The 22,268-nt window shown below is 59.0% G+C and carries 27 protein-coding genes; 14 read left to right on the top strand and 13 right to left on the bottom strand.

Annotated features, from left to right (window positions below; all coding sequences use genetic code 11):
- Window position 1: 1 nt before the first annotated feature.
- The 4 genes from J4G14_03645 to J4G14_03630 are packed head-to-tail and all read left to right on the top strand — an operon-like array spanning window position 2 to window position 2,381.
- The gene (locus J4G14_03645; protein ID MCE2456888.1) at window positions 2-544 is read left to right on the top strand and encodes a GNAT family N-acetyltransferase; all 543 of its coding nucleotides are present in this window, start codon (window positions 2-4) and stop codon (window positions 542-544) included.
- Window positions 541-717 carry a hypothetical protein gene (locus tag J4G14_03640; GenBank protein ID MCE2456887.1) on the top strand — a complete coding sequence of 59 codons (177 nt, stop codon included), beginning with the start codon at window positions 541-543 and terminating at the stop codon, window positions 715-717. Before J4G14_03645 ends, J4G14_03640 begins: the two co-directional genes overlap by 4 nt.
- Window positions 705-1,532 carry a Gfo/Idh/MocA family oxidoreductase gene (locus tag J4G14_03635; GenBank protein ID MCE2456886.1) on the top strand — a complete coding sequence of 276 codons (828 nt, stop codon included), beginning with the start codon at window positions 705-707 and terminating at the stop codon, window positions 1,530-1,532. Before J4G14_03640 ends, J4G14_03635 begins: the two co-directional genes overlap by 13 nt.
- Before the next feature lie 42 nt (window positions 1,533-1,574).
- On the top strand, window positions 1,575-2,381 hold the full coding sequence (locus tag J4G14_03630; GenBank protein ID MCE2456885.1) for a fumarylacetoacetate hydrolase family protein: 807 nt from the start codon (window positions 1,575-1,577) through the stop codon (window positions 2,379-2,381).
- Here the strand turns inward: J4G14_03630 and J4G14_03625 are convergent, their stop codons facing one another.
- Both J4G14_03625 and J4G14_03620 read right to left on the bottom strand, forming a co-directional pair.
- Window positions 2,382-3,518, bottom strand: a complete 1,137-nt coding sequence (locus J4G14_03625; GenBank protein MCE2456884.1) for an acyl-CoA dehydrogenase family protein — start codon at window positions 3,516-3,518, stop codon at window positions 2,382-2,384.
- 113 nt (window positions 3,519-3,631) lie between these two features.
- On the bottom strand, window positions 3,632-4,981 hold the full coding sequence (locus J4G14_03620) for an MmgE/PrpD family protein (GenBank protein MCE2456883.1): 1,350 nt from the start codon (window positions 4,979-4,981) through the stop codon (window positions 3,632-3,634).
- 124 nt (window positions 4,982-5,105) lie between these two features.
- Between J4G14_03620 and J4G14_03615 the strand changes: the two genes are divergently transcribed.
- The 5 genes from J4G14_03615 (at window position 5,106) to J4G14_03595 (ending at window position 8,920) form a co-directional block, all read left to right on the top strand.
- Window positions 5,106-6,302, top strand: a complete 1,197-nt coding sequence (locus J4G14_03615; protein ID MCE2456882.1) for a hypothetical protein — start codon at window positions 5,106-5,108, stop codon at window positions 6,300-6,302.
- A gap of 351 nt (window positions 6,303-6,653) precedes the next feature.
- Entirely contained in the window at window positions 6,654-7,355 is a 702-nt protein-coding gene (locus tag J4G14_03610; GenBank protein ID MCE2456881.1) for a DUF1538 domain-containing protein, read from the top strand.
- Window positions 7,356-7,383: 28 nt separating this feature from the next.
- The gene (locus tag J4G14_03605; protein ID MCE2456880.1) at window positions 7,384-8,175 is read left to right on the top strand and encodes a DUF1538 domain-containing protein; all 792 of its coding nucleotides are present in this window, start codon (window positions 7,384-7,386) and stop codon (window positions 8,173-8,175) included.
- Entirely contained in the window at window positions 8,172-8,522 is a 351-nt protein-coding gene (locus tag J4G14_03600; protein MCE2456879.1) for a P-II family nitrogen regulator, read from the top strand. Before J4G14_03605 ends, J4G14_03600 begins: the two co-directional genes overlap by 4 nt.
- The gene (locus J4G14_03595) at window positions 8,519-8,920 is read left to right on the top strand and encodes a CBS domain-containing protein (protein MCE2456878.1); all 402 of its coding nucleotides are present in this window, start codon (window positions 8,519-8,521) and stop codon (window positions 8,918-8,920) included. The genes J4G14_03600 and J4G14_03595 overlap by 4 nt, the downstream gene beginning before the upstream one ends.
- Before the next feature lie 12 nt (window positions 8,921-8,932).
- On the opposite strand, the gene J4G14_03590 is transcribed toward J4G14_03595, so the two are convergent.
- A complete protein-coding gene (locus J4G14_03590) occupies window positions 8,933-9,808 on the bottom strand; it encodes an alpha/beta hydrolase (GenBank protein MCE2456877.1) in 876 nt (291 codons plus the stop codon).
- A 1-nt stretch (window position 9,809) separates the two neighbouring features.
- The gene (locus J4G14_03585) at window positions 9,810-10,694 is read right to left on the bottom strand and encodes a PAC2 family protein (protein MCE2456876.1); all 885 of its coding nucleotides are present in this window, start codon (window positions 10,692-10,694) and stop codon (window positions 9,810-9,812) included.
- 101 nt (window positions 10,695-10,795) lie between these two features.
- Between J4G14_03585 and J4G14_03580 the strand changes: the two genes are divergently transcribed.
- From J4G14_03580 to J4G14_03565, 4 genes are read left to right on the top strand one after another with little or no spacing between them, the layout of a single operon-like run.
- Window positions 10,796-11,743 (top strand): LLM class flavin-dependent oxidoreductase, encoded by a 948-nt coding sequence (locus tag J4G14_03580; protein MCE2456875.1) that lies wholly within the window; start codon window positions 10,796-10,798, stop codon window positions 11,741-11,743.
- 14 nt (window positions 11,744-11,757) lie between these two features.
- Window positions 11,758-12,873 carry a mandelate racemase/muconate lactonizing enzyme family protein gene (locus tag J4G14_03575; GenBank protein ID MCE2456874.1) on the top strand — a complete coding sequence of 372 codons (1,116 nt, stop codon included), beginning with the start codon at window positions 11,758-11,760 and terminating at the stop codon, window positions 12,871-12,873.
- Between the two features lie 25 nt (window positions 12,874-12,898).
- Window positions 12,899-13,807: an LLM class flavin-dependent oxidoreductase gene (locus J4G14_03570; protein ID MCE2456873.1), complete on the top strand. Its 909-nt coding sequence runs from the start codon at window positions 12,899-12,901 to the stop codon at window positions 13,805-13,807.
- Complete coding sequence (locus tag J4G14_03565; protein ID MCE2456872.1) at window positions 13,804-13,995, top strand: hypothetical protein; 192 nt, start codon at window positions 13,804-13,806, stop codon at window positions 13,993-13,995. Before J4G14_03570 ends, J4G14_03565 begins: the two co-directional genes overlap by 4 nt.
- 285 nt (window positions 13,996-14,280) lie before the next feature.
- Here the strand turns inward: J4G14_03565 and J4G14_03560 are convergent, their stop codons facing one another.
- Genes J4G14_03560 through J4G14_03535 form a run of 6 tightly spaced genes read right to left on the bottom strand, consistent with a single transcriptional unit; the run spans window position 14,281 to window position 19,239 of the window.
- Window positions 14,281-14,754, bottom strand: a complete 474-nt coding sequence (locus tag J4G14_03560; GenBank protein ID MCE2456871.1) for a nucleoside 2-deoxyribosyltransferase — start codon at window positions 14,752-14,754, stop codon at window positions 14,281-14,283.
- A gap of 41 nt (window positions 14,755-14,795) precedes the next feature.
- Window positions 14,796-15,377, bottom strand: coding sequence for a DUF4276 family protein (locus J4G14_03555; GenBank protein ID MCE2456870.1), 582 nt, complete (start codon window positions 15,375-15,377; stop codon window positions 14,796-14,798).
- Window positions 15,374-16,438, bottom strand: coding sequence for an AAA family ATPase (locus tag J4G14_03550; protein MCE2456869.1), 1,065 nt, complete (start codon window positions 16,436-16,438; stop codon window positions 15,374-15,376). The genes J4G14_03555 and J4G14_03550 overlap by 4 nt, the downstream gene beginning before the upstream one ends.
- Window positions 16,439-16,453: 15 nt before the next feature.
- Window positions 16,454-17,818 (bottom strand): M20/M25/M40 family metallo-hydrolase, encoded by a 1,365-nt coding sequence (locus tag J4G14_03545; GenBank protein MCE2456868.1) that lies wholly within the window; start codon window positions 17,816-17,818, stop codon window positions 16,454-16,456.
- 15 nt (window positions 17,819-17,833) lie between these two features.
- The gene (locus J4G14_03540) at window positions 17,834-18,367 is read right to left on the bottom strand and encodes an NUDIX hydrolase (GenBank protein ID MCE2456867.1); all 534 of its coding nucleotides are present in this window, start codon (window positions 18,365-18,367) and stop codon (window positions 17,834-17,836) included.
- 23 nt (window positions 18,368-18,390) lie between these two features.
- Window positions 18,391-19,239: an NAD(+)/NADH kinase gene (locus J4G14_03535; GenBank protein MCE2456866.1), complete on the bottom strand. Its 849-nt coding sequence runs from the start codon at window positions 19,237-19,239 to the stop codon at window positions 18,391-18,393.
- Window positions 19,240-19,644: 405 nt separating this feature from the next.
- Here J4G14_03535 and J4G14_03530 point away from each other — a divergent pair, with 405 nt between their 5' ends.
- A complete protein-coding gene (locus tag J4G14_03530; protein ID MCE2456865.1) occupies window positions 19,645-20,718 on the top strand; it encodes a 3-deoxy-7-phosphoheptulonate synthase in 1,074 nt (357 codons plus the stop codon).
- A gap of 136 nt (window positions 20,719-20,854) precedes the next feature.
- Here the strand turns inward: J4G14_03530 and J4G14_03525 are convergent, their stop codons facing one another.
- The 3 genes from J4G14_03525 to J4G14_03515 form a co-directional block, all read right to left on the bottom strand.
- Window positions 20,855-21,586 (bottom strand): DUF3179 domain-containing protein, encoded by a 732-nt coding sequence (locus tag J4G14_03525; protein ID MCE2456864.1) that lies wholly within the window; start codon window positions 21,584-21,586, stop codon window positions 20,855-20,857.
- Window positions 21,587-21,607: 21 nt separating this feature from the next.
- Window positions 21,608-21,895 (bottom strand): DUF3179 domain-containing protein, encoded by a 288-nt coding sequence (locus tag J4G14_03520; GenBank protein MCE2456863.1) that lies wholly within the window; start codon window positions 21,893-21,895, stop codon window positions 21,608-21,610.
- The coding region (locus tag J4G14_03515; protein MCE2456862.1) for a hypothetical protein at window positions 21,795-22,268 on the bottom strand (474 nt) is incomplete at its 5' end. The genes J4G14_03515 and J4G14_03520, both read right to left, overlap by 101 nt.

The raw sequence follows: 22,268 nt of genomic DNA, 5'->3' as shown, positions 1-22,268 counted from the left end.
CATGAGCGCTGAACTTCCTCCCAAACAGCTCTCGATGATTATCTCTGCCAGTCGAGCTGAGGATATGCCTGAGTACACGGTCCCTGAAGGATTCGTGGTGCGTGGGTACCTGCCGGGGGATGAAGAGTCGTGGACGGAACTGCTGAACACGGGGGACTATGGCAGTGACTGGGACAGGACCCGCGTGGTCGAATTCCTTGCAGGTCCGGAGAGGGCTGTGGGATCAGTGGTTGTTGCCAGGGACAGCCGAGTCGTGGCGGCCACGTTCGCTTCTGTGGAGGTCGACAGAGACTTCACTGGACGCGTGGACTTTGTCACCAGCCATCCAGACGTCAGGGGACTGGGATTAGGACGCGTCGTCTGCACGGGTGTAGTCAGGTATCTCGTGGGCAAAGGGTACCCCGAGGTGATCCTGTACACAGATGACTGGCGGCTGCCGGCAATTGGGCTGTATCTCTCGATGGGATTCGAGCCGCAGATGACGCGGAGCAACATGCCAGAACGCTGGCGACGAGTCATGAAACAGCTGGAGGGCAGCAGATGAACGAGTTGAGGCTGGGGCTTGCGGGCCTGGGACACGGGAATACCGTGCTGGGTGCAAACGCCTCTGAAGTCCCGATCAACGTGACTGCAATCTGCGATACCGATGAAGGCCGTCTCGAAAGCGTGTCGCTGCGACCACTGACTTCAACGAGCTCGTTTCGATGCCGGATGTAGACATCATCGGAATCTACACGCCGGGACCTCTTCACGCAGACCAGATTCTCGCCGCGCTCGACGCCGGCAAGCACGTCATGGTGACCAAGTCCATGGTCTATTCCATGCAGGAAGCGGAGCGGGTTGTCGAGGCTGTCGATAAGACAGGCCTTGTCCTGCTGGTGACACAGACCATGCGTGGCCGCTTCGACTTCATGAACGCCAAGCGGATGTGCGACGCCGGCACCATCGGAGACCTATTCATGGCCGAGGCCCACTACGTACATGACCTCCGGCCCGTGTATGAGCAGACACCCTGGCGCGTGCAGATGCCACAGGACCTGGTCCTCGGCGGGGCGTGCCACCCGATTGACCTTCTTCGCTGGATCATGGGCGATATCGCAGAGGTCCACTGCTACGGCCTAAGGAGCGGGGTGTCTGAGGACTACCCGCAGGAGGACACGTTCGTCATCAACATGAAGTTTGCGTCCGGCAAGATCGGGCGCGTCGCTAACTTCCTCGGCGTCATTCACCCGCCGGACGTTCCGATGAACAGCCTAACGGTATACGGCACCAAGGGAACGATCCACGACGGCAAGGTACGTCTCGATGCAGATGAGTGGCTCCCGCAGAGAGATGTCACCATGGAGTTTCCGTCCCAGCGGGGCCACAGCGGTGAGATGATCGTGATGCTCCAGCACATGGCGGACTGCGTTTTGAACGGCGCCACTCCATGGGTAGGGGCACGTGAGGGGGCGAGGGTTGTATCAACGTGTCTGTCGGCATGGGACTCGCTCCGGTCAGGGCAGCCCGCCGAAGTCCGAAACGAGTTCTAGATCTTCTGCCAATATTCATGCGTCAACGATGAGGAAACTTACATGACCAGTTCAGAATCTATCCGACAGGCGGGCGACTACCTCGCTACCGAGTTCCTTGCCCATAGACCATTGGACGTTATGATCCAGCCCTTTGCGCCTACCGATGAGCAACAGGGGTATGCCATCCAGGAAGCCTTTCTCGGGCGCGTTGCGGAAGAGAAAGGAACAGAGGTCTGGGGCTACAAGATCGCGTACACCAATGCGTTCATGCGGGACCGTGCGGGGGTAGCTGGCCCCTGCTCCGGCCTTATCCTGGCCAGCGGTGTTCACGAATCAGGTGTCACTCTCAACAGGGACGACTATCTACGTCTGGGGATCGAGTGTGAAGTGGCTGTACGGATGGGAGCCGATCTACCGCCCTCAGGTGCCCCCTACACACGTGAGACTGTCCATGACGCAATCGAGTGGCTGGCGGCCTCGTTCGAAATCATAGACGGACGTGATGGCGCTGCCGGAGAGGCTAAGAGCCCTGCCCTTCGATCCATCGTGACCAATATCAACAATGGCGGCGCTGTACTGGCTGAGCCGGTGACAGACTGGCAATCCATAGACCTCGCGGCGTCGCAGGGTAAGATGATCGTGAATGGCGAGGTGATAGGCGAGGGCGTCGGTACCGACATCATGGGTCACCCGCTCGAACCAGTCGCGTGGCTCGCCAACAACCTTGTCGGACTCGGCAAGAGTCTCAAAGCTGGCGACATGATTCTGACCGGCAGCTTTGCTCCACCCTACTTCATTGAAGCCGGCGACTCAGCATCTATCTCGATAGAGGGACTTGGAGAGGCACACTTTACAGTGGCCGGATAGCTAGCCGAGCGCGTTGTGGCCGGTCAGGTCCCTTCCAAGTATGAGAGTATGGATGTCGTGGGTGCCTTCGTAGGTGTCCACCGTCTCGAGGTTGAGCATGTGCCTGATGGACGGATGCCCGAGCACGATTCCTGAGCCTCCAAGAATCTCCCTCGCGCTGCGGGCGGCGTCACGCTTGGCGAGGGACACTTGAGAGAATCCCATTTTGCCCTGGTCCTTCAGAACGGCCAGACGCCATGAGAGCAGCAGTCCCCTGGTGTGATCGCTAACCATGTTCACCAGCTTGTCCTGCACTAGCTGGCGCGACGCTATCGGGTGCCCAAACGTCTCGCGGGACTGGGAGAATTCCAGTGCATCCTGGTACACGGCTTCTGTCGCGCCTAGAACGCCCCAGGTTATGCCGTAACGTGCCTGAGTCAGACAGGACAGCGGACCACGCAGGCCCTTTACTTCCGGGAGCATCGCCGAGGCCGGAACGCGGCACTCGTCCATCACGAGTTCGCTGGTGACCGAGGCGCGCATGCTCATCTTGTGCTCGATCTTGTTCGCGACGAAGCCGGGAGTGTCCGTGGGCACCAGGAAGCCGCGGACGACTCCATCGTCGTCTGCAGCCCAGACCAATGCTACGTCGGCAATATTGCCATTGGTGATCCACATCTTCGAGCCGTTCAGGACATAGCTCTCGCCGTCCTTACGGGCGGTGGTCCTCATCGCGCCGGGATCAGAGCCGCCCTCGTGCTCGGTGAGTCCGAAGCAACCGATCATCTCTCCTGAAGCCAGCTTGGGCAGATACTCTCTTCGCTGCTCATCGGATCCATACGAATAGATCGGGTACATAACGAGCGCGCCCTGTACGCTGGCGAAGCTGCGCAGGCCCGAGTCGATTCGCTCGAGCTCATACATGATCAACCCGTACGAGACGTTGTTGACGCCAGCAGAGCCGTACTCGGACGGCAGATTGGCGCCGAAGTAGCCCATCTCGCCGATTTTCGGGACCAGGTGCTTCGGGAACTCTCCTCGTTCCCAGTAGTCCGCTATATCGGGGGCTGCCTCAGAGTCGAGGAACTGCCGAGCGGTGGACTGTACCTGCTTCTCCTCGTCGCCGAGCATATCCATTACGTTATAGTAGTCGAGCATTGATAGTGACCTGCCTGCGAAAGTTCAACGGGATTGTAAACGGAATCTTCTGTCCTGCGGTAGGGTACTGCATGAGGATGGGAGACATCGAACACATATTGTGCTGGTCAATTTCAACGCGGCACTTGGAACAGCTCCACGACGGACCCCATGTTTTCGACCGTTTCGAGGGAGTCGATGCGTTGAACTGCATCCTCGGTTCGACTTGTCCCAAGTACTGGCTCAGCGAGGAAGCTGAACTTGTCGACGATGTCGGAGTGCGGAATGGGGCTGCCGTAGTCGCCTCTGATGGATTCGACGGCAGCCGTAAGTCGGCCTCCGCCCCGCGTGCGAATCTCAACGCATGCGCCTGGCCCTGTGATGGCCTGCTGACGCTGTACATCACCCACTCTAACGGTTACCCGGTCAAAGAGAGACCGAATGCTGGGATCAGCTACAGTCTGTGGCCTGAACACCGAGATATCGGTGCGCCCGGTCGCAAGCGCTGCCGCAACAGCGTAGGGGATATTGAACTTTGCAGCGAGCATGTTCTGAGGATATCCGCCCAGCATCCCGTCCAACATCCATGGTACTCCAACCGTCACTGACTCAACGTCGTCAGGTGCGATGGTAGCGCCGGCCACTGCGTCTACCACGGCATCAAGGGTGGCATGGTTGTAACGACAGCAGGCGTGCAGCTTGAAGTAGTTCTGCTGAATCCGGTACTCACCTCCGAGCCCGGACACCGCCTCATCTGGATCAAACGACTCTCCGAGGATGCTCCCATACACGTCAGATGGCGCGTCGTCGAGGGTGGTGAAGCCGCACTGGTAGAGATCGACGGCCAGCACACCCTGCATGGACGATCGGCCGGGATACAGGTTTCTCACAGTCGCGCCCTCGAAAGCGTTGGTCCAGGTGTTGGCCGGACTCATGCTTGCGGCGACGTTTATTGCTCCCCTGATGTCCTGGGTCAACCATCCCCTCAGCTTGGCAATCGCCGCGGCGGTACCGGGAGCCCCCCAGTGTCCATGGGAGTGGACATTGGGGTGAGCTGAGGTAGCTCCACCCAGCCGCGAGGTGATCTCGTATCCGACAACGAGCGCAGTTATGAACTCGCTTCCGGACGCACCCGCCCGTTCCGATTCGGCCAGCAGCCCCGGCAGCACATGAATAGATGGATGTCCGCCGCCGAATCTGTTGCCCTCGTCCATCTCCAGCGCTACGCCAGCCGTCGCATTGACCAGCGCCGCCGCCATCGGGCTGGCTCGATGCGGAGTGGCCAGGATACCCGCAGAGGCAGGCAGCATGTTGTCCGCAGCCCAGGATGCCAGCTTCAGGTTCTCAGGCTCTTCCATACCGGCGCTGATTGCTCCGAAAGTGTCCAATGTTACGTTACGGGCGGCGCTTAATGCCTCTTCAGACAGGTCTTCAAATGTTGTCTCTGCTGCGAAGCGGGCTAGTTCATTCAGATAGTCGGCCATAGTTCAGCGCTCCTCGATCTCATCTGCACGTCATTGTAGACGAATGAGCGCGTTGACCCACTGAGAAAGCTGTTGCTAAACTCGCGTCAAGCTAGACATCGTGCCGGGAGGTTCTACCAGTAGCGTGGCGATTAGACTCTTGGCACTCGCTGCCTCTCTTGCGCTGGCGCTTCTAGCTGTCGGCGGAGTCACGCACGCGCAGTCCCAGCTCCGGACGGTCGAAGGCGTAGTCCAGAACGCCACTCAGGGCGGAGGCGAGGTCTCGGAGCAGACGGTGACGCTTCACCGTGTGACCGCGACGGGATTCGACGATCTCACAACAACCACTGACGGTACCGGTGCCTTCAGCTTTACCGGCTTTGAGTTCAATCCCGCCGTGTCGTACGGAGTGTCGGTCCGCTACCAGGAAGCCATCTACGGGACCGACCTCGATCTCGCAGACGGTTCGCCAGATCCGGTCGTTCTCACGGTCTACGACGGGACGTCAGACGATGGAATAGTGTCCGCAGGCTCGGCCTCCCTGCTGCTGGCTGACGCCGACCCATCGGACCAGACGCTCGCAGCACTGGAGATCATCAGGCTTGTAAACCGCTCGGACAGGTCGTACATTCCTGGAGAAGGCGTCATGGAGTTGCTGAGATTCGGACTGCCTCCAGGGGCATCAGGCCTGGTGCTGGACACGGCGCTGATCGGAGCGGACTACGTTCAGGTTGATAGGGGCTTCGCATTGCTCGCGAGCATCCCGCCCGGCGAACACGAGATTATGTTCTCCTACCGATTTCCCTACGAAGCCTCCAGCTTCACGCTTGAGAAGACTTACAGATACGGCGCCGAGACTGTACGTGTCCTGGCTCCCGAGGAAGTCGTGGCGCTTTCCAGTCCAACTCTTGGCCCGCCAAGCCCGGTGACAATTGGAGAGCGGCAGTACCAGGTAGTTGAATCAGAGGGTTTGACCCGTGGAGCGGAGGTCTCGATTGACCTGGATGGCCTGCCGATGGCGTCTACAGGACAGCAAATCGGTAACAGGCTCCCAGACCTTCAGTTCGAGTATGCCGCAACCGCTGCGCTTGTTGCCCTCATGGTGGGACTCCTGATCTACGGCGCCGTCTGGAAGACAGACCGCTCATCGAGGTCAGGATCTGTCGCCGTCGCCTATGAAGCTCCTCACCAACAGGATGACGAACGAGTGGTTATCGGCCAGATGATCGGGGACCTGACCGCGAGTTACGAAGCCGGTTCGCTTACCGAGTCCGACTACAGGCGACGGCTCAGCGTGCTCAATGCCAGGCTGACGTCGCTGGCAGGGGACGACTCCACATAGGACAGATTTCATGTGACTGACAACCAGATTCACGACCTTTGTCCGGGTTTTGGCGTCGCTCCTGGCGACTGGCATCTTCAGCTATACCGTTTTACCTTGATTACAATGCAATCTCGCTCGCCAATTGCATAAGCGCGATTTTCGAGAAATGAGAGCCTCCCCGAACCGACACACCGATTGCTCATCGAGGCCTTATGTAATCTTCTGGTGCGGGGCAGCGCGGGCCGTTGCCCCTTCTTCTAAGGATAAAATCAGTCACATGCGCCTGTTGCGGTCTCTGTGTTAGTAAGACAGACCAAAAGGATGTGGGCCAGGGAATCGGCCCGGTTCCTGTTTCCAATGGCGCGGCGAATGGCGGACTCGCTGCGCGACCTGACCCCCATTGTCCTGGTCATCGCCTTCTTCCAGATAGTGGTTCTGCGGCAGCCATTTCCCGACATCGCTAACGTGGCCGTTGGCCTGGTGTGCGTGATGGTGGGGCTGGGCCTGTTCATCCAGGGACTAGAAAGCGGGCTCTTTCCCCTGGGTGAAGACCTGGCATGGGCCTTTGCCAGCAAGGGCAGCCTGGTGGCTCTACTGGCCTTTTCCTTTTGCCTGGGTTTCGGAACGACCGTGGCCGAGCCTGCGCTGATTGCCATCGCCGATGAGGCGGCTGAGGTGGCGGCTGAAGCGGGCGCCATTCTCGACAGCGACTCGGCGCGAGGCTCATATGCCCTGGAACTGCGATTGGTGGTGGCCTTCTCCGTGGGCATAGCCATCGTCCTTGGGATCTTCCGCATCATCAAGGGCTGGCCGGTTCACTGGCTGATAATAGGCGGCTACGTGCTGGTGACGGTTATGACTGTGTTCGCTCCCGACGAGATAATCGGCATAGCTTATGACTCAGGGGGCGTGACCACCAGCACGATCACGGTGCCGCTCGTTACTGCGCTGGGGGTTGGGCTGGCGAGGTCCATCAGGGGACGTAACCCCATGGTTGATGGCTTCGGGCTCATCGCGTTTGCCAGCCTGACGCCCATGATCTGCGTACTCGGATACGGAATGGTGACCTGACGCCAGCTTAAAGCTGGACATATATAACATGGAACTACTCAACACACTGGGTACCACTTTTCGGGACGTGATCCCTATCGCGGCGGTGCTTATCATCTTCCAGGTAGCGGTGTTAAGACGACGCCTCCCCAACCCACGCCGGGTAGTGGTGGGTTTCGTGCTCGTACTGCTGGGACTGGCGCTGTTTCTCGTCGGATTGGAGCAGGCGCTCTTCCCAATCGGGGAGACCATGGCCCGGCAACTCACCGACTCGGTGACGAACGGGGAAGTTGGCGCGGCCTCTGATGTCGACTGGCGGGACTATTGGCTCGTGTACGCCTTCGCCGCAGCGATAGGCTTTGCCACCACGGTGGCCGAACCCTCCTTGATTGCCGTGTCGCTGAAGGCCGAAGAGGTATCCGGCGGAGCCGTCCGGGCCTGGGGATTGAGGCTGGTGGTGGCGATCGGAGTGTCGGTGGGAGTGTCGCTGGGCTGTTTCAGAATCGTGACTGGTACTCCTCTTCCCTGGTACATCATTGCGGCCTACGTCATCGTCATCGTGCAGACCTTCCGGTCCAGCAGGGCCATCGTGCCGCTGGCTTACGATAGCGGAGGAGTCACGACCTCCACAGTGACGGTGCCGGTTGTGGCCGCTCTGGGATTGGGGCTGGCGGCTACCATTCCGGGCCGAAGTCCCCTCATTGACGGTTTCGGGCTGATTGCTTTCGCCAGCGTCTTTCCTATAATGTCCGTGCTGGCGTATGCCATTACATCGTCCTGGTGGAGCAAGAGGCGGGGTCAGCAGCCTCCAGACAGTGAACGCAAGCTGGATGACACATGAGACTTAAGCTGATTATCGCCCTGGTCAACGACGACAAGACTGAGGTGGTCATCGATGCTGCACGGGCCGGTGGCGCGACCGGTGCGACCATCGTCAACAGCGTACGGGGCGAGGGCCTGGTGCCTGACAGGACCTTCTTCGGCCTAGGTCTGGCGACCATGCGGGACATCATCATGTTCCTGGTCGTGGAACAGAGGGCCCGGGACATCCTGGAGCGCATAGGCGAAGCCGCCAACTTCGATGAAGAACCCGGAGCCGGCATAGCCTTCCAGTTGGATATCGAGGACGCGGTGGGTCTGGTCACACAACTGCCCACCTTCCACAAAGAGTTGGAGCTGGAGATATGAACCGGCCGCGGCAGACGCGAGTGGAAGACGTGATGACCGCCGAGGTTCACAGCATCGACGGCCTGGCGACCGTTTCCGAAGCCATAGCTCTCATGCAGAGGCACAGCGTCAGCTCCCTGGTCGTTAACCGAAGGGACGATACGGACGAGATCGGCATGGTGGTGGTGTCGGACATCGCCCGCAACGTGATTGCCCCGAATCGCTCCCCGGACCGGGTGAACGTTTATGAAATCATGTCCAAGCCCGTATTAACCCTGCCTTCGGAGATGCTGGCCAGGTACGCGGTGCGCCTGCTGGTGCGGTTCGACATATCCAGGGCAACCGTAGTGGACTACGACCGTAACCCGGTGGGAATTGTGACCCTTCGCGACCTGGTGTTAGGAAGCGAGCTGGCTTAGTCGAAGTCGAGCCTAACCGAAGAATCCGCCCGTTATGTGATCGGCGATTGTGGACGCTACCAGTTCCGGTCGCTGAAGGGGTACATCGTGGATGCTGTCCTCCATCCACACCGTTTTGGCTGTGGGAAGGCGTGACTCAGCCCTCGCAATAGACTCTTCGCGCCGCCATCGCCTCGCCTGCGGAGACGTGTCATCCTTCTGCCTCGCGGGCATGAGAAGCACCGGGCAGTCCACCTTGGGATACAGCTCCGAGGGTTTGTGGTCCCAGAGCGCATCGATGATGTTCAAGTGGTTGCTGCGGCTGAGCCTGGAGGCAATGGTGCCGTCTTCGTTCACGTCGAAGTTGGCCAACACTATCTGCTCGACCTCGGGGCGATCGTCTTTGAGCCAGCGGTTGCGCAGGCGCTCCCGGAAAGCCTCAAGAGTGACTCCGGTCCAAAGTGGAGGCGCCATTTCGCGCCTGGCATCTTCAAGCGTCCAGTCAGGTCTACCTGAGATCTCTATGGTACCGCCGTCGACGAAGCAGAGTCCTCGCACGAGGCCGGGGTGAGCAACCGCGTATTCCAAGGCGACGTCACCACCCCATGAGTGACCGACGATAACAGGGTTGGAGATCTCCAGTGCATTCATGAAACCGTGGAGATCAGATACAACCGTCGCGAAGTCGTAACCCGAATCTGGCTTGAACGACTCGCCGTGGCCCCGCTGGTCAATGGCCACCACTCGGAACTGCTGGCACAGAATTGGCGCTACCAGGTCCCAAATGCGGCAGTTGGAGGCGAGCCCATGTACCAGCACTACTGCCTGGCCCTCACCTCCCCAGTTGCGGAAGTGGAACGAGTTGCCGTTGACCGATATGTGAGAATCCGTGGCCTGGGCTATCGCCATCTCACGTGTCGCTCTGCTGGTCAGACTGGCGATGCTGGCTGCGCAGGAACTGCTCGAGCTCCCTCACCATGTCGTCGGCGTCGGGCATCTCATCATCGTCAGGACGATTAGACGCGTCGTAGCGGCGTTCGAGTTTCGTTACGTAGGAACTCACGTCGGAACGTTTGGCAATTGCCTTTGTGACGTCTTCTTCGAACGCTTCTCCCGCGAGATCTAGCTCCTTGAGGTCGACGTCGAAGTCGACCAGGCTCCGTAGCTTTTCCAGGAGAGCGAGGCTTACCCTCGGATTCGGAGACGTTTCCACATAGTGCGGACTGTGTCCCCAGATGCTGGCGTGCTCCAGTCCGTGCTGACTGCAGGCCTCCGTGAAGGCAGTGTGAATGCCCGTTGGGCCCTGGTATCCGGAGTTCTGGATACCGAGCCACTTGACCTTGCCGGTCAGGGTTGCGGAGCTTGCGCGGCCTGTCACTCTGGGCTCGCGCGTGTGTGGCACTGCATCGAGCAGGGCCCCCAGGGAGATAACGACGTCTACTTCACTTCTCCTTGCGATGTCGGTGATGATGTTGGAGTAGGCCCGCCAGCGCAGGTTAGGCTCTGTCCCTATGAACAGGAGCAGATTGCGGCTCTCGTCCTCACCTTCGAAGTAGTAGAAGTCGTTCCTGGGCCACCTGATGACGCGCTTGCCACGACGGTCGATCCTCGTGTGCGGGCGTGTAACGGTGAAGTCGTAGAACTCTTCGGGGTCGATCTCGGCAAATTTCTTAGCCGGGAGCTTGCGGACTAGGTACCGGATTGCCCTGGTTGCGGCTTCGGCCGCATCGGGCCAACCGGCGAACGCCACTATCATCGTAGGAAGTTTCGGGTTGGGTGATTCGTGTTCGATCAAGCTATCCATGAGGGCAGTTTAACATGATGGCTTTCGGGTGTCAGCGTCGTGATATACTCGGCTCGCCTGACGTTGGCTTTGTACACGATTAGGGGAGACCTATGGGCGAGCAGAATGTGATTGGAGTCTCAGTGACGGCACCGAACGCGCAGGTGGCCGTCGACAGGATCAAGCATCTTGACGAGATTGGAATCGGGTGCGCATGGCTCACGTCAAGCGGAGGCGGGGGCGAGGCGGTGACCGTACTCGCCGCAGCAGCAGCCGTAACGGATGAGATCAAACTCGGCACGTCTATCGTACAGACGTGGTCACGCCATCCAGTCACACTCGTCCAGCAGGTGCAGGTCATAGACAGCCTTGCACCGGGGCGATTCAGACTGGGCGTCGGACCGAGTCACAAGGCGGGCATGATAAGCACCTTCGGGGTGGACTTTCGTGCCCCCATAGGCCACCTGAGGGAGTATCTGCATATACTGCGATCGCTGATGCACACTGGCGCGGTCGAGTTCGAGGGACGCTGGTACTCTGCGAACTCCTCGATTGCCAACCCGGTAGACGTACCGATCATGGCTTCCGCACTTCGTCCTGGAGCATTCGAGACCTGCGGTGAGCTGTCCGACGGCGCGATAAGCTGGGTGTGCCCGCACTTCTACCTGAGGGACACCGCCGTGCCTGCCCTGAATCGAGGGGCAGAGTCTGCCGGGCGGGATGTGCCGCCGTTGATTGCTCATGCTCCGGTGTGCGTCACAGATGACCTCGACGCGGCAAGAGACGGTGTGAGAGCCAGACTCGGCTACTTCCCCAGCATTCCGTTCTACGCGAATATGTTCGCAGAGGCGGGCTTTGAAGGTACTCCCGATTCGGGATGGACCAACGAAATGCTGGATGAGGTGCTAATCGCTGGAGACGAGACGGCGGTCGCTGAGCGTATCCAGACTATATTCGATTGGGGAGCGTCCGAAGTGCTGCTCACACCCGTTCCAGCAGGCGATGATCCAGACACTGACGCACGAACGCTGAAGCTGCTTGCAGAAGTACAGCAGGGCTAGCCCCCTGGGGAGCCATGAACCTAACCCTCGAGAAATTCGCATCAGTTACCGTTACGGCCAACACGACCTGGGTGTTCGCAGTGCTATCGGATGGCGAGGGAAACTCGACCACTGCTGAGATCGGCTCCCGGCAGGTTGCGGAGGCGCTGAAAGGCATGGCCTCGGTGCTGAGCGATGAAGAGGTGTCAGACGAGTCGGAATTAGAGGCGCTTCTTGGACTGACTTCAGACGCATTGCGTCGCGACCAAACCTCGGGAACGGCAGTTAGCGGACTGCGGACCGCAGTAGCGCAGCTGTGTGCGATGCGATCGGGTGTCAGCCTGGGCGAGTACCTGGGAGCGAAGGCTACTGAGAAAGTCCAACTCTACGCGAACATCAACAGATCGCTGTTCGCAACCGACCGGACACCAGCCGACTTCGGACGGATGGCGGAGAGGGCGGCGAGCGCAGGATTCAGGGTCTTCAAGTGTGCGCCCTTCGACGAGGTCAGTCCGCCATCGTCTCCTGACCGAATCCTGGACGAAGCAGGCGCCGGTCTGGCAAGGGTCCGCGCAGTCCGGGAGGCTGTGGGCGTCGATGCGACTGTGTTGGTCGACTGTCACAGCAGATTTGAGCGAGATACTGCCCCGCTGGTAGTGGAGGAGCTTGCAAAGCTCAACGTGGGCTGGTTCGAGGAACCCGTTCAGCCGACGTCTGACCCCGAAGACCTTGCCGCCATCGCGCGATGGGCGCCGATGCCTGTGGCGGGAGGCGAGTCCGGCTACGGTGTCGATTTCTTCGACAGTATTCTGGACTCCAACGCGGTTTCGATAGTCATGCCTGATGTCAAATACTGCGGCGGGGCTGCTGAGGCTGTGACCATAGGTCGTTCGACAGGTGCGAAGGGTAAAGGGTTCTCGATGCACAGTCCGTCCGGGCCGGTTTCGCTGTTGGCGAGCGGCCACGCGACCGCGGCCGTTCCTAATTCGATGCCACTCGAGCACGCCGTATACGAGACCGACTGGCGAGCCGACCTGCTCACACCGCGCGAGCGTGTTGAAGACGGACACCTGTATCTTACAGACACGCTAGGACTGGGTGCGGAGCTGGCCTGGGACCTGGTAGAGCGGTTCGGCCGGGTGTGGGACTAGACCGACAGACTATGAGGAGAGACGAGTGACTGAGACCCGTCCTGAAGCCAAGTTTTCGTGGTTCATTCCGATAGATGGCGACGGTGCACACATCGGCACCGTTCAGGCCGAGCGACCTCCCACGTTTGATTACCTGCGTGATGTGGTCCAGACAGCCGAGGACGAAGGTTACTACTCACTGCTCATACCTACGAGATTCGCCAACGGTCTGTTCGATGAAGGCGAGCCCCTGGCTGAGACCTGGACCATGGCAACCGCGCTGGCAGCGGTCACGAGCAGAATAAGATTCCTGATCGCGCTGCGGCCGGGGTTCATCTCGCCTGGTCTTTTCGCGCAGATGGCGGCTACTCTCGACCAGATCAGCGGGGGTCGCATCGACATCAACATAGTCCCTGGTGGAATCCAGGGCGACTTCGAGCGCCTTGGCGAGGAGAGCGACCATGAACACCGATACGCTCGCGCGGAGGAGTTCATTGCCGCCTGTCGCACACTCTGGGAGTCTCCGGAGCCCAAGTCGTTTGAAGGCGAACACGTCAGGTTGAATGGAGCCTTCTGCTCTCCGGGTCCAGTCGGCGATGGGCCGAAGTTCTATCTCGGCGGAGCATCCGACGCGGCGCTTGGTCTTGCAGGAAGACAATCGGACGTCTACCTCGCCTGGATTCTTCCCCAGGACGTACTGGGACCATTCTTCGACCGTGCGAGGGTTAAGTTCGCTGAGTCAGGGCGAACAGGCAGCTTCGGTATGCGTACGCACCTTGTCGTTAGGGATACTGAGGCAGAGGCGTGGAGCTGCTGTCCCAGGCAGCGTCTGCGGTCAGGGAGCAGCGAAGCTCTGCGTTCGCCGGAACCGCCATGGTCGGTCAGCGCGCACAGGCCAGGGTCGTCGAAGACCACAGGGTCGGAGCCCACTTATGGAACGGCATCTCCACGGTGAGGGTCAACTGCGGCACGGCTATAGTGGGCGACCCTGAACAGGTGGCAAACGAGTTGCTGGGCTACTGGAGACTCGGGATAGATGAGTTCATCCTGTCAGGATTTCCGCATGTCGAGGAATGCAGCCGAGTTGCTTCTGACGTCATCCCGGTGCTGAAGTCCCTGATCGAGGCAGAGCCGCCAGCTTAGGGAGACCATCTCTAAATTCGGCTCGTCATTCCGGCGGAGGCCGGAATCCAGAGGGGATGGGCTGGCGCAAGGTAGCTTGGGACTTAACCTATTCACCCTCACCCTTAGGGAGCTTACAGGGGTAGGTATTCGCAGATCGTCATTCCGGCGGAGGCCGGAATCCAGGGGAATGGGATGTCCTTCGACAAGCTCAGGACGAACGAATTGCCAGTTTACCTACCCCTCTCAGCCCTGAGGGAGAGGGGGTAACGAAAGCGTCACCTTAAGGGGGCTACTGAAAGGGGGCTACTGAAGTCCGGCTGCCCACCTCGCGAGCGCTTTGTCAGGATCGCCAATCTCTTCGATGGACGTGTAATAGAAGTCCTGCCAATTCTTCTCCGGCAGGCCGGTGAAGAGCATCAGGTTCAGTGGATACTCCTCGCTGTCGGTCACGCGACGGAAGTCGTCTCTGAAGAGGAACGTCGGCTTTCCCAGCGCTATGGCCATTCCAAGCTCGACCATGACGCCTTCGTCGGGTGGTACCGCATTGACGACAGCGAAGATCGCATCGGAGTCCCGCACATCCCTGTAATCGGCCTGCCCTATCTGATACGCCCAGCCGGGTACTGAGAAGTACACCTGGTTGTTACGCGAGAAGGGCTCCCAGACCTCCAGCCCCAGAGATTCAATAGCTGCAATGATGTCTGGAAGCAGCTTCTCCTTCTGCTGTGCCGAGAAGCCATAAGGATTGGCCAGGTATATGGTCTTCGGTTTGTCCATATTGGATCCGCACTACTAATCTTCAAAAACGTCCAAGTATGTCAACCCAAAACTGGATGACCAAGGATTTCAGCGAACCTCCTGAACGTCGGACTCTGCGCGGCGATACGTTCGGGGCTAACGCGTTCGGCGATTCTACTGTTATCGCGCGTCTTTCTAAACCTGCGCCCGTTATCTCGGAACACCCGCTCCAGCAAGTCGGTCGGCGTAGGGTGATGTTCTGGATTAGCGCGTATGTTGATTCGAGCACGCGGACCACCCAGAACAGCCCGAAGCGCCTCCTCATCACATCCAAGCCAACCTTCCAGAGCGTGATCGACTACCGCATATCTGACTGGAATGGGGAAATCCAGGTTCAGTCGCCGCTCAAGAGAGCTTAAGCGCCTTTCCGTTGTGCTAGGGCCAACTCCCTCTAATGCGTCGCAGCAGATGAGCACCAACTCAACATCGCTATGTTCTCGAAGTAGCTCTGCCAGGTGACGAGCCATCTTATCGACAACCAACAGTTCAGACTGGCCGCCGAGGTCCTTTGTTATGACTCTCGACCTATATCCGAGCTTTCTGATGAGGATTGGGATTGTGTCTTTATCACTACGTCCTTCGACGTATAGACCGAGACTCACGGCTCGCCGCCAAGATAACCGGAATACCAAGCGTCACGTGCCCCTAACGCTTTGATAGTCTCTTGAATACCGTCCCTGAGTCTAAGAGGGTTGAGTCTCGTCTCACCATCCTCCTTTTCTACCACAACGAAACTGTCGTATGGCAGCCACTCGAGGAGATAGGGAGACTGGGTAGTGACTATCACCTGGGTATCTCGTGACGCCACTTCCAGCATGTCAGCTACTGCTTCCATCATCTGCGGATGAATACCGGTCTCCGGTGACTCCACGCAGATAAGCTCAGGCTCAGGTCGCACGACGAGCGCGATCGACAGTGCCAGAGCCAACAGAGTCCCATCCGACAGGCCCCATGCACCGACACGGTTCTCGATACCCTTCTCCTTCAGTGCGACATAGGTCTGTCCATCACCGAAGATGGGCGAGACAAGCCGCTCCACGGTCGGCACCATGACCTTGAGCATACCAACGGCCTCTTCAAGATCGGGATGCTCCTCTGAATACAGGCTGTGGATTACGGTTGACAGGTTGGAGCCAGACTCGTTGAGGACTTTCTCCTGCTTCACCTTCGTCGGTTTGCGCATCGAGTCGGGGGAGAAGTTATAGAACTGCCAAGACCGGACTCTGTTCAAGTCGGCCATCGCTCTAAACGGAGCATTGAGCTGCATCTCGACTCCGCTCATCAACGCCCCCCCTTGTTTCGAGTCAATGATCTGGACCGCGTTGTGAATCTCCGGTCCGCTGCTCCCGTCTGTGATTTCTACGGCAAATCCTGCGGGAACAGGACTGCTATCGACACCAGAGAACTCGACCTCGAAACGTAGATGTGAATCGGTGTGACCTCCCCATACGACCTGACCGAAGCCCCCGCGATCCTCCAGTTGTGACTTTGCGAGATCGTCAGATTGTACTGGATCAGAGTAGATGGCTTTAAGAAACTTCAGCGCGTCCAGTATGTTTGACTTGCCCGCGCCGTTCGCTCCTATCAGAACCGTCAGCGGCCCCGGACACAACTCAACGTCCCTCAAACTGCGGAAGTTCTTGATGGCGATGCGGGAGATCATGTTTCCATTGTATCCTTACTCAGCCCCGCAGAGTGTGCAGGCGAGGGCGAACATGATCTTGGTGCCGCTGACCAGGCTGGCGATGCCGACGGACTCGTCGGTGCCGTGTGCGCGAGATAGCATCGGATCGTCGTCCGGGTGGGAGCCGGAGAAGCCGTATGTGATCACATTCAGCGGACGCGTAAAACGGGAGTCCGTAAAGCCGGTGCTGATCGCAGGTACCCACTGGATGTCGTCACGTTCAAGAGCCATCGCGGTCGCTGCCTGGATATGCTCGGCGAGCTCGGTCTCGAACTCAGATGAGTTGGGGACGGCCATGTAGTCGATCTCGTAGGTCACTCCTGGGATGTCCTCCTTGATCCGGTCGAGCTCGGCGCGAAGGTAGTCGTCGTCCTGGTGCGGAAGCGTGCGGACGTCGCAGGTCAGGCTGATCTGTTCCGGGACGCTGTTCGACTTTATACCGCCATTAATCATCGTAGGGGTTATAGTCATGCGAGACAGCGCAGTGAGCATCGAGGCGAACCGCGGGTTCTCCTCGGACACCTCGGCGATGATCTCGTCGACATTCTCAGCCGACGGCGCATGCTCGATGGCGAAGTTGGAGAGGTGAGCGAACAGGCTGGTCGACGTGTCACGCTCAGGCTCGTAGGTCTCGATACGGTTGAGAAGCTGGGACAGCCTGTACAGCGCGTTGGTGCCCTGCCACGGTACTGAGGCATGGGCGCTGACTCCCTTGACTTCGAACTCGACCTGCAGCCTGCCCTTCTCACCCACGCCGAGGATGTAGGTCAGCCCTCCGGCGGCTTCGATGGGCGTTCCGCCGCCCTCGTTGACCGCATAGGGAGCGGTGATCTTGTCAGGGTAGTTTTCGGCCAGCCAGCCGAACCCATACCGACCGCCGTGCTCCTCGTCCGCACCCGAGCAGAGAATGAGGCTGTCGCGCAGTTGCACCCCGTTGCGCTTCAGAAGGCGCATGGCCATGAGCTGGGCGGCAAGCAGCCCCTTGCAGTCGGACGCTCCCCTGCCGTAGATGCGGCCCTCATGAATGGTCGCGCTGAATGGAGGGAATGTCCACTTCTCCTCCTCTTCGACCGGGACGACATCCGTGTGGGACATGAACATCAGTCGCGCCTGTGAGTTGGTGCCTTCGATCCTGGAGATGATGTTGCCTCGTTCAGGTACACGCCCAAGGATCTCAGAGTCGATGCCGTCCTCGGCTAACCAGTCACATATGTAGTCACAGACCGGCGTCTCGTCGCCAGTCGGCATGAAGCCCGTGTTTACAGACGGGATCTGGACGAGGTCACGGTGAAGCTGGACGATCTCGTCTTCCATGGCGTCAATCTGGGCAAATATGTCCCTTATGTCAGGCGTCGGCATCGATAATTCTCCCGCTTACTTGAATAGGTACCTGGCCATGAGCAGACCCGCGACGGACTTTGCATCCTGTATCTCTCCGAGCCTGATCAGCCGGTCGACCCTGGACATTGGAATCGTCTCGACGTTGATGTCTTCGTCATCGTCGGCAGGGAGTTGGCTTGGCACGAGGTCGCGAGCAATGTACAGGTAGAGGAACTCGGTGCAGAACCCGGGGGAAGAGTAGACGCCGCCCAGGGCTCGGAGGTCCCTGGTGGCGTACCCTATCTCCTCCTGCAGCTCACGCTGCGCCGTGTCGTCTGGCGACTCCCCTTCCTCGATCACACCTGCCGGGAGCTCGAGCAGAGACTGTCCGGCTGGGTACCTGTACTGGCGTACAAGGAGCACGTTGTCTTCACGGTCAATCGGAATGATCGCTACGGCCCCGGGGTGCTGCACAACCTCACGGATGATCTGCTTTCCGTCTGGCATCAGGACGGTGTCGACCCTGGCCTCGATAATCCGGCCGCTGAACACCGTCTCCTGGTTGATTGGCTGTGGCTGTTGCACCATGTGCTCTCCGTATGAGGTCAGGTTCAGTGGGGTGAAGTGAGGTTGTAGACCAGTCCCAGTCGACGCGTGAGCTGGTTGTAGAACGCTGTCCTGGGCTGCGAGCGAAGGAAGCGCGCCGTGTACGGACTGCGCCTGATCGTCACCTTGAAGTCCGGCAAAAGTTCCACGTCCTCCATACCGTCGACGCTCAGCGAAGCGTGCTGTCCATCTGTCGCAGACAGCGTCACCTCGGTGTCGTGGGGCAGCACCAGGCCGTCGCGCAGGCCCGTGTGCGGCGCGACCGGCTGGAGCATCATCATCTCCGCCTCCGGGAAGAAGATCGGCCCGCCCGCTGAGAGCGCGTAGCCCGTGCTTCCGGTCGGAGTAGACAGAATAACCGCGTCTGCTCGATAAGAGGTAAGAAACTGCCTGTCCACTACTGTTTCAATATCCAGCAGCCTGGCGACGCCCCCGCGCCCGATAACGACGTCGTTGAGCGCGTCTGCAAGGAGATGCAGTTGGCCGCTGTCGTCGGTCACCGTGGCGCGCAGCATCATCCGGCGTTCGACACGTATGTCCCCGTTGAGGTAGGCAGGAAGACGTTCGGCAGCATCTTCTACGCGCAGCTCGCTCATGAAGCCGACCCTGCCCATGTTGACTCCCACGATGGGGACAGAGTGCTCTGCGATGGCGTGGACGGTGCGAAGAATCGTGCCGTCGCCACCGGCAACGACGACCAGTGACGTCTCTGGTAACAGGTCGGAGCGTTCACCGACCTCGAAGGCCGACGACACCCACGATTGGGCGCGAAGGTCGAGGCTGGCGATTAGCGAGTCTATGAGGCAAGGCGCTTCTGCGACCAGCGCGTTATAGACGAATCCGATCAGAGGCATGTTATAGGCTAGTCCATGGTTGTTTTCAGGCCGTGTCAGTTTACCAGCTTTTAGGTCTGTTGCATGGGAAGGTCACGGCGTGGGTACGTCGCCATCTGAGGAAGTACGAAGTCCTGCCATGCCACGGCTTCCTTGAATGCAACCATAGAGAGAACCTTCTCCCGGTAACTATTGACACTCGCTCCGGGAAGTTGGTACCGTACAGTTCGTGATGAAATTCGCAACCACCAGCTTCTATTTCTCGACCTACGCTTATTTTAGCGGCACACACGCTGCCGACTGAGTCGTAACGTCCAGAGCCTGAAGAAGGCAAAGACAGACAATAAGACCCCAGTCGACAGCGACTGGGGTCTTTGATTGTCTGAAGTATTTCGCAGCTAAGAGTAGCAGGAGGAAATCAGGCCGATGCAAGAGTCACCTACCAGGGATGTTAATGTCGTGAGCACAGACCAACTGATCAGCCCAGTCGACCTCGTCAAGGAGCTTCCAGTCAGCCCCGCTGCAGAGCAAACAGTGCTGGAGGGCCGCGAGCAGATCAGGGCCATACTACGCGGAGACGACAGCCGAATGATGATGGTCGTCGGGCCGTGCTCGATTCACGACGAGGTAGCCGCCGTAGAGTATGCGGGGCGACTTCTCAAGCTGCGAGAAGAGCTTGCTGATCGCCTGTTGATCGTGATGAGGGTGTACTTCGAGAAGCCTCGTACGACAGTGGGTTGGAAGGGACTGATCTACGATCCGCATCTCAACGATACGTTCGACATCGACGAGGGTCTGCGAACAGCCCGTCGGATGATGCATTCGATCACCGAAATGGGCGTCTACACAGGCACCGAGTTCCTGGACCCTATAGTGCCGCAGTACCTTGCAGACTTGGTCTGCTGGTCCACGATAGGCGCGAGGACAACTGAGAGCCAGACGCACAGGCAGATGGCGAGCGGCCTCTCCATGCCTGTCGGGTTCAAGAACGGCACGGACGGAAGCGCACAGGTCGCAGTGGACGCGATGATCTCCGCGAAGTCATCGCACGCATTTCTCGGGATTGACCACGACGGCCAGACCGCCGTCGTCCACACTCGCGGAAATCCCGACGGACACCTTGTGCTCCGTGGCGGGCGTGAAGGGCCGAACTTCGGCGCAGAATCCATCGCAGATGCCCACAGGTTGCTCAGTTCGGCGCAGGTCCGCTCCGAACTGCTCGTCGACTGCTCTCACGGCAATTCCAACAAGGACCACGAGCGACAGCAGATCGCCTTCAAGGACGTGGTGGGACAGCGCGCGAGCGGAAACGATGCCATCATCGGCTGCATGTTAGAGTCAAACCTCAACCCCGGCGCCCAGAAGCTGAACGGCGATAGGGACTCTCTTCAGTACGGCGTCTCGGTCACTGATGCCTGCATCGGGTGGGACGAGACCGAAGAGCTCCTGCGCTGGGCCCACGACCAGGCAGACGCCAGGGTACCTGTGACGGCGGACTAACTATCGATCAGGCATAGTAGCCAGGTCACGTCAGTCACACCCTGACGGAATTACAAAGGCCCCGCTGAGAACGTTTCGACGTTCCACGGGGCCTTTCTTCTTTCCACGCGAATCAGCAGAAGGGCTCTGCCCATCTCTAATCGGGCTCGTATAGAAGCGTGTCGGGGTGGAAAGCGTACCAGCCGAACCAGAAGGAGACGTAAGAAGGCAGTCTCTCCAGGATTTCTCCATCTGGTGCTATCAGGCAGACGTCAAACACTCTCCAAGTCTGCCCGTCCTGATCAATTATTGACTTAGGGACCGCTGGTGTCTGTTCATCTGAGTCCAGGGCGAACTGTCTGCCCTTTCGCTCGAAGACACGGGCGTCAGACGATTTAGATGACGCCAGAATGACGATCTCCGTTTCGCCGATGACGTCGTTGACCAGTCTCATCTCGTTCAGGTCGCGTATCGGATATGCCTTGTGGCTGTCACCTTCGCTGAGGGCCAGTACCTCGTCCTTCACTTTGAGCCGATCATCCCGGTTCCACACCGGAAACATGGTGCTCGAGATTGCGCGGTATGAGTAGTAGAAGGACCTAGTTTCATGCTCAGGCTCGTACATCCAGTGAGGATAATAGCCGGTGTCATCGGAGATGATGCCGGTGTACGGATGCTCTTCAAGCCACTCCCGCCAGGTGGTCAAGGCGACTGGGAAGTAGTCAAGAACCAGGTCGTCCCTCATTGCAAGCTTGCCGATTACCGGCCTGCCAACCAGGGAACTCCAAAGGGTCTTCGTCAGGCGGTCGTACATCAGCTTGTTGGAGCGATAGAGCAGCCCCGACGTTCCAAATGTGGTGGGCCCTCCGTCTATCTTCGAGGAATACACGACTCCGGTCCCGCAAAGCGTTCACCACATCAGCGAGATCGGCTCGCCTCCAACCGTGTCGTTGACCATCTCGTGGGCATTGACTATGCGTAAGGGATACGCCTTGGTCTCGCCGTTGATGTTCACTCCGAGAACTCTGTCTCCGGGCCATATGTAGTCGGCCTCAGCAGGCGTAATCGTGCGTGGATTCCAGAGATCAGGGATACCGTCAGTATAGACTCCACCCCATACGACTTCTGTCAGGTCGATCCTGGAGAATTCCCCTGGCAGATCGTAAAGCTTGCCCCATTCTCGGGTCGATGGCGGCATAGAAGTCCGCCTTCCAGGTGGCATACTCCGAAGGAGGCTCATACTGGTCGATGTTCTGGCCCACCCAGTCCATCCACGCTTCCCAGTCGTCGCTGTCATAGTTCTGACCCGTCAGGTCCCGAAGCGCCTCCCCAACAAGCTCACTCGACCTGCTGGTCGGCATGAACCGTGATATCTCTACCAGGAAAGGAACGAGGGACTGGTCGTTCTCAGCGACGACTTCGTCGAGTCTCTCTTCAAAATCCGAAGGGAGCATTTCTTCAAGTTCGGCAGAAATTAGGGAGAACGCAGGCAATGTCGCCGTCCAGGGAAAATGTCCGCCTAAGTGTTCAGCGATTATGTCCGTTCGTAACGTTGCCGATGGTAACAGACG

The organism is Dehalococcoidia bacterium (genome assembly GCA_021295915.1).
Taxonomy (GTDB): Bacteria; Chloroflexota; Dehalococcoidia; order Lucifugimonadales; family UBA1123; genus VXRN01.
The sequence above is the reverse complement of the archived record's forward strand: the minus strand, read 5'-3'. Positions and strand labels throughout refer to the sequence as shown.

Bases quoted from the DNA above. Each gene is read 5' to 3' on its own strand.
- J4G14_03645 (MCE2456888.1), top strand. From the start codon at position 2: ATGAGCGCTGAACTTCCTCCCAAACAGCTCTCGATGATTATCTCTGCC.
- J4G14_03640 (MCE2456887.1), top strand. From the start codon at position 541: ATGAACGAGTTGAGGCTGGGGCTTGCGGGCCTGGGACACGGGAATACC.
- J4G14_03635 (MCE2456886.1), top strand. From the start codon at position 705: ATGCCGGATGTAGACATCATCGGAATCTACACGCCGGGACCTCTTCAC.
- J4G14_03630 (MCE2456885.1), top strand. From the start codon at position 1,575: ATGACCAGTTCAGAATCTATCCGACAGGCGGGCGACTACCTCGCTACC.
- J4G14_03625 (MCE2456884.1), bottom strand. From the start codon at position 3,518: ATGCTCGACTACTATAACGTAATGGATATGCTCGGCGACGAGGAGAAG.
- J4G14_03620 (MCE2456883.1), bottom strand. From the start codon at position 4,981: ATGGCCGACTATCTGAATGAACTAGCCCGCTTCGCAGCAGAGACAACA.
- J4G14_03610 (MCE2456881.1), top strand. From the start codon at position 6,654: ATGGCGGACTCGCTGCGCGACCTGACCCCCATTGTCCTGGTCATCGCC.
- J4G14_03605 (MCE2456880.1), top strand. From the start codon at position 7,384: ATGGAACTACTCAACACACTGGGTACCACTTTTCGGGACGTGATCCCT.
- J4G14_03600 (MCE2456879.1), top strand. From the start codon at position 8,172: ATGAGACTTAAGCTGATTATCGCCCTGGTCAACGACGACAAGACTGAG.
- J4G14_03595 (MCE2456878.1), top strand. From the start codon at position 8,519: ATGAACCGGCCGCGGCAGACGCGAGTGGAAGACGTGATGACCGCCGAG.
- J4G14_03590 (MCE2456877.1), bottom strand. From the start codon at position 9,808: ATGGCGATAGCCCAGGCCACGGATTCTCACATATCGGTCAACGGCAAC.
- J4G14_03580 (MCE2456875.1), top strand. From the start codon at position 10,796: ATGGGCGAGCAGAATGTGATTGGAGTCTCAGTGACGGCACCGAACGCG.
- J4G14_03575 (MCE2456874.1), top strand. From the start codon at position 11,758: ATGAACCTAACCCTCGAGAAATTCGCATCAGTTACCGTTACGGCCAAC.
- J4G14_03560 (MCE2456871.1), bottom strand. From the start codon at position 14,754: ATGGACAAACCGAAGACCATATACCTGGCCAATCCTTATGGCTTCTCG.
- J4G14_03550 (MCE2456869.1), bottom strand. From the start codon at position 16,438: ATGATCTCCCGCATCGCCATCAAGAACTTCCGCAGTTTGAGGGACGTT.
- J4G14_03545 (MCE2456868.1), bottom strand. From the start codon at position 17,818: ATGCCGACGCCTGACATAAGGGACATATTTGCCCAGATTGACGCCATG.
- J4G14_03540 (MCE2456867.1), bottom strand. From the start codon at position 18,367: ATGGTGCAACAGCCACAGCCAATCAACCAGGAGACGGTGTTCAGCGGC.
- J4G14_03535 (MCE2456866.1), bottom strand. From the start codon at position 19,239: ATGCCTCTGATCGGATTCGTCTATAACGCGCTGGTCGCAGAAGCGCCT.
- J4G14_03530 (MCE2456865.1), top strand. From the start codon at position 19,645: ATGCAAGAGTCACCTACCAGGGATGTTAATGTCGTGAGCACAGACCAA.
- J4G14_03520 (MCE2456863.1), bottom strand. From the start codon at position 21,895: ATGCCGCCATCGACCCGAGAATGGGGCAAGCTTTACGATCTGCCAGGG.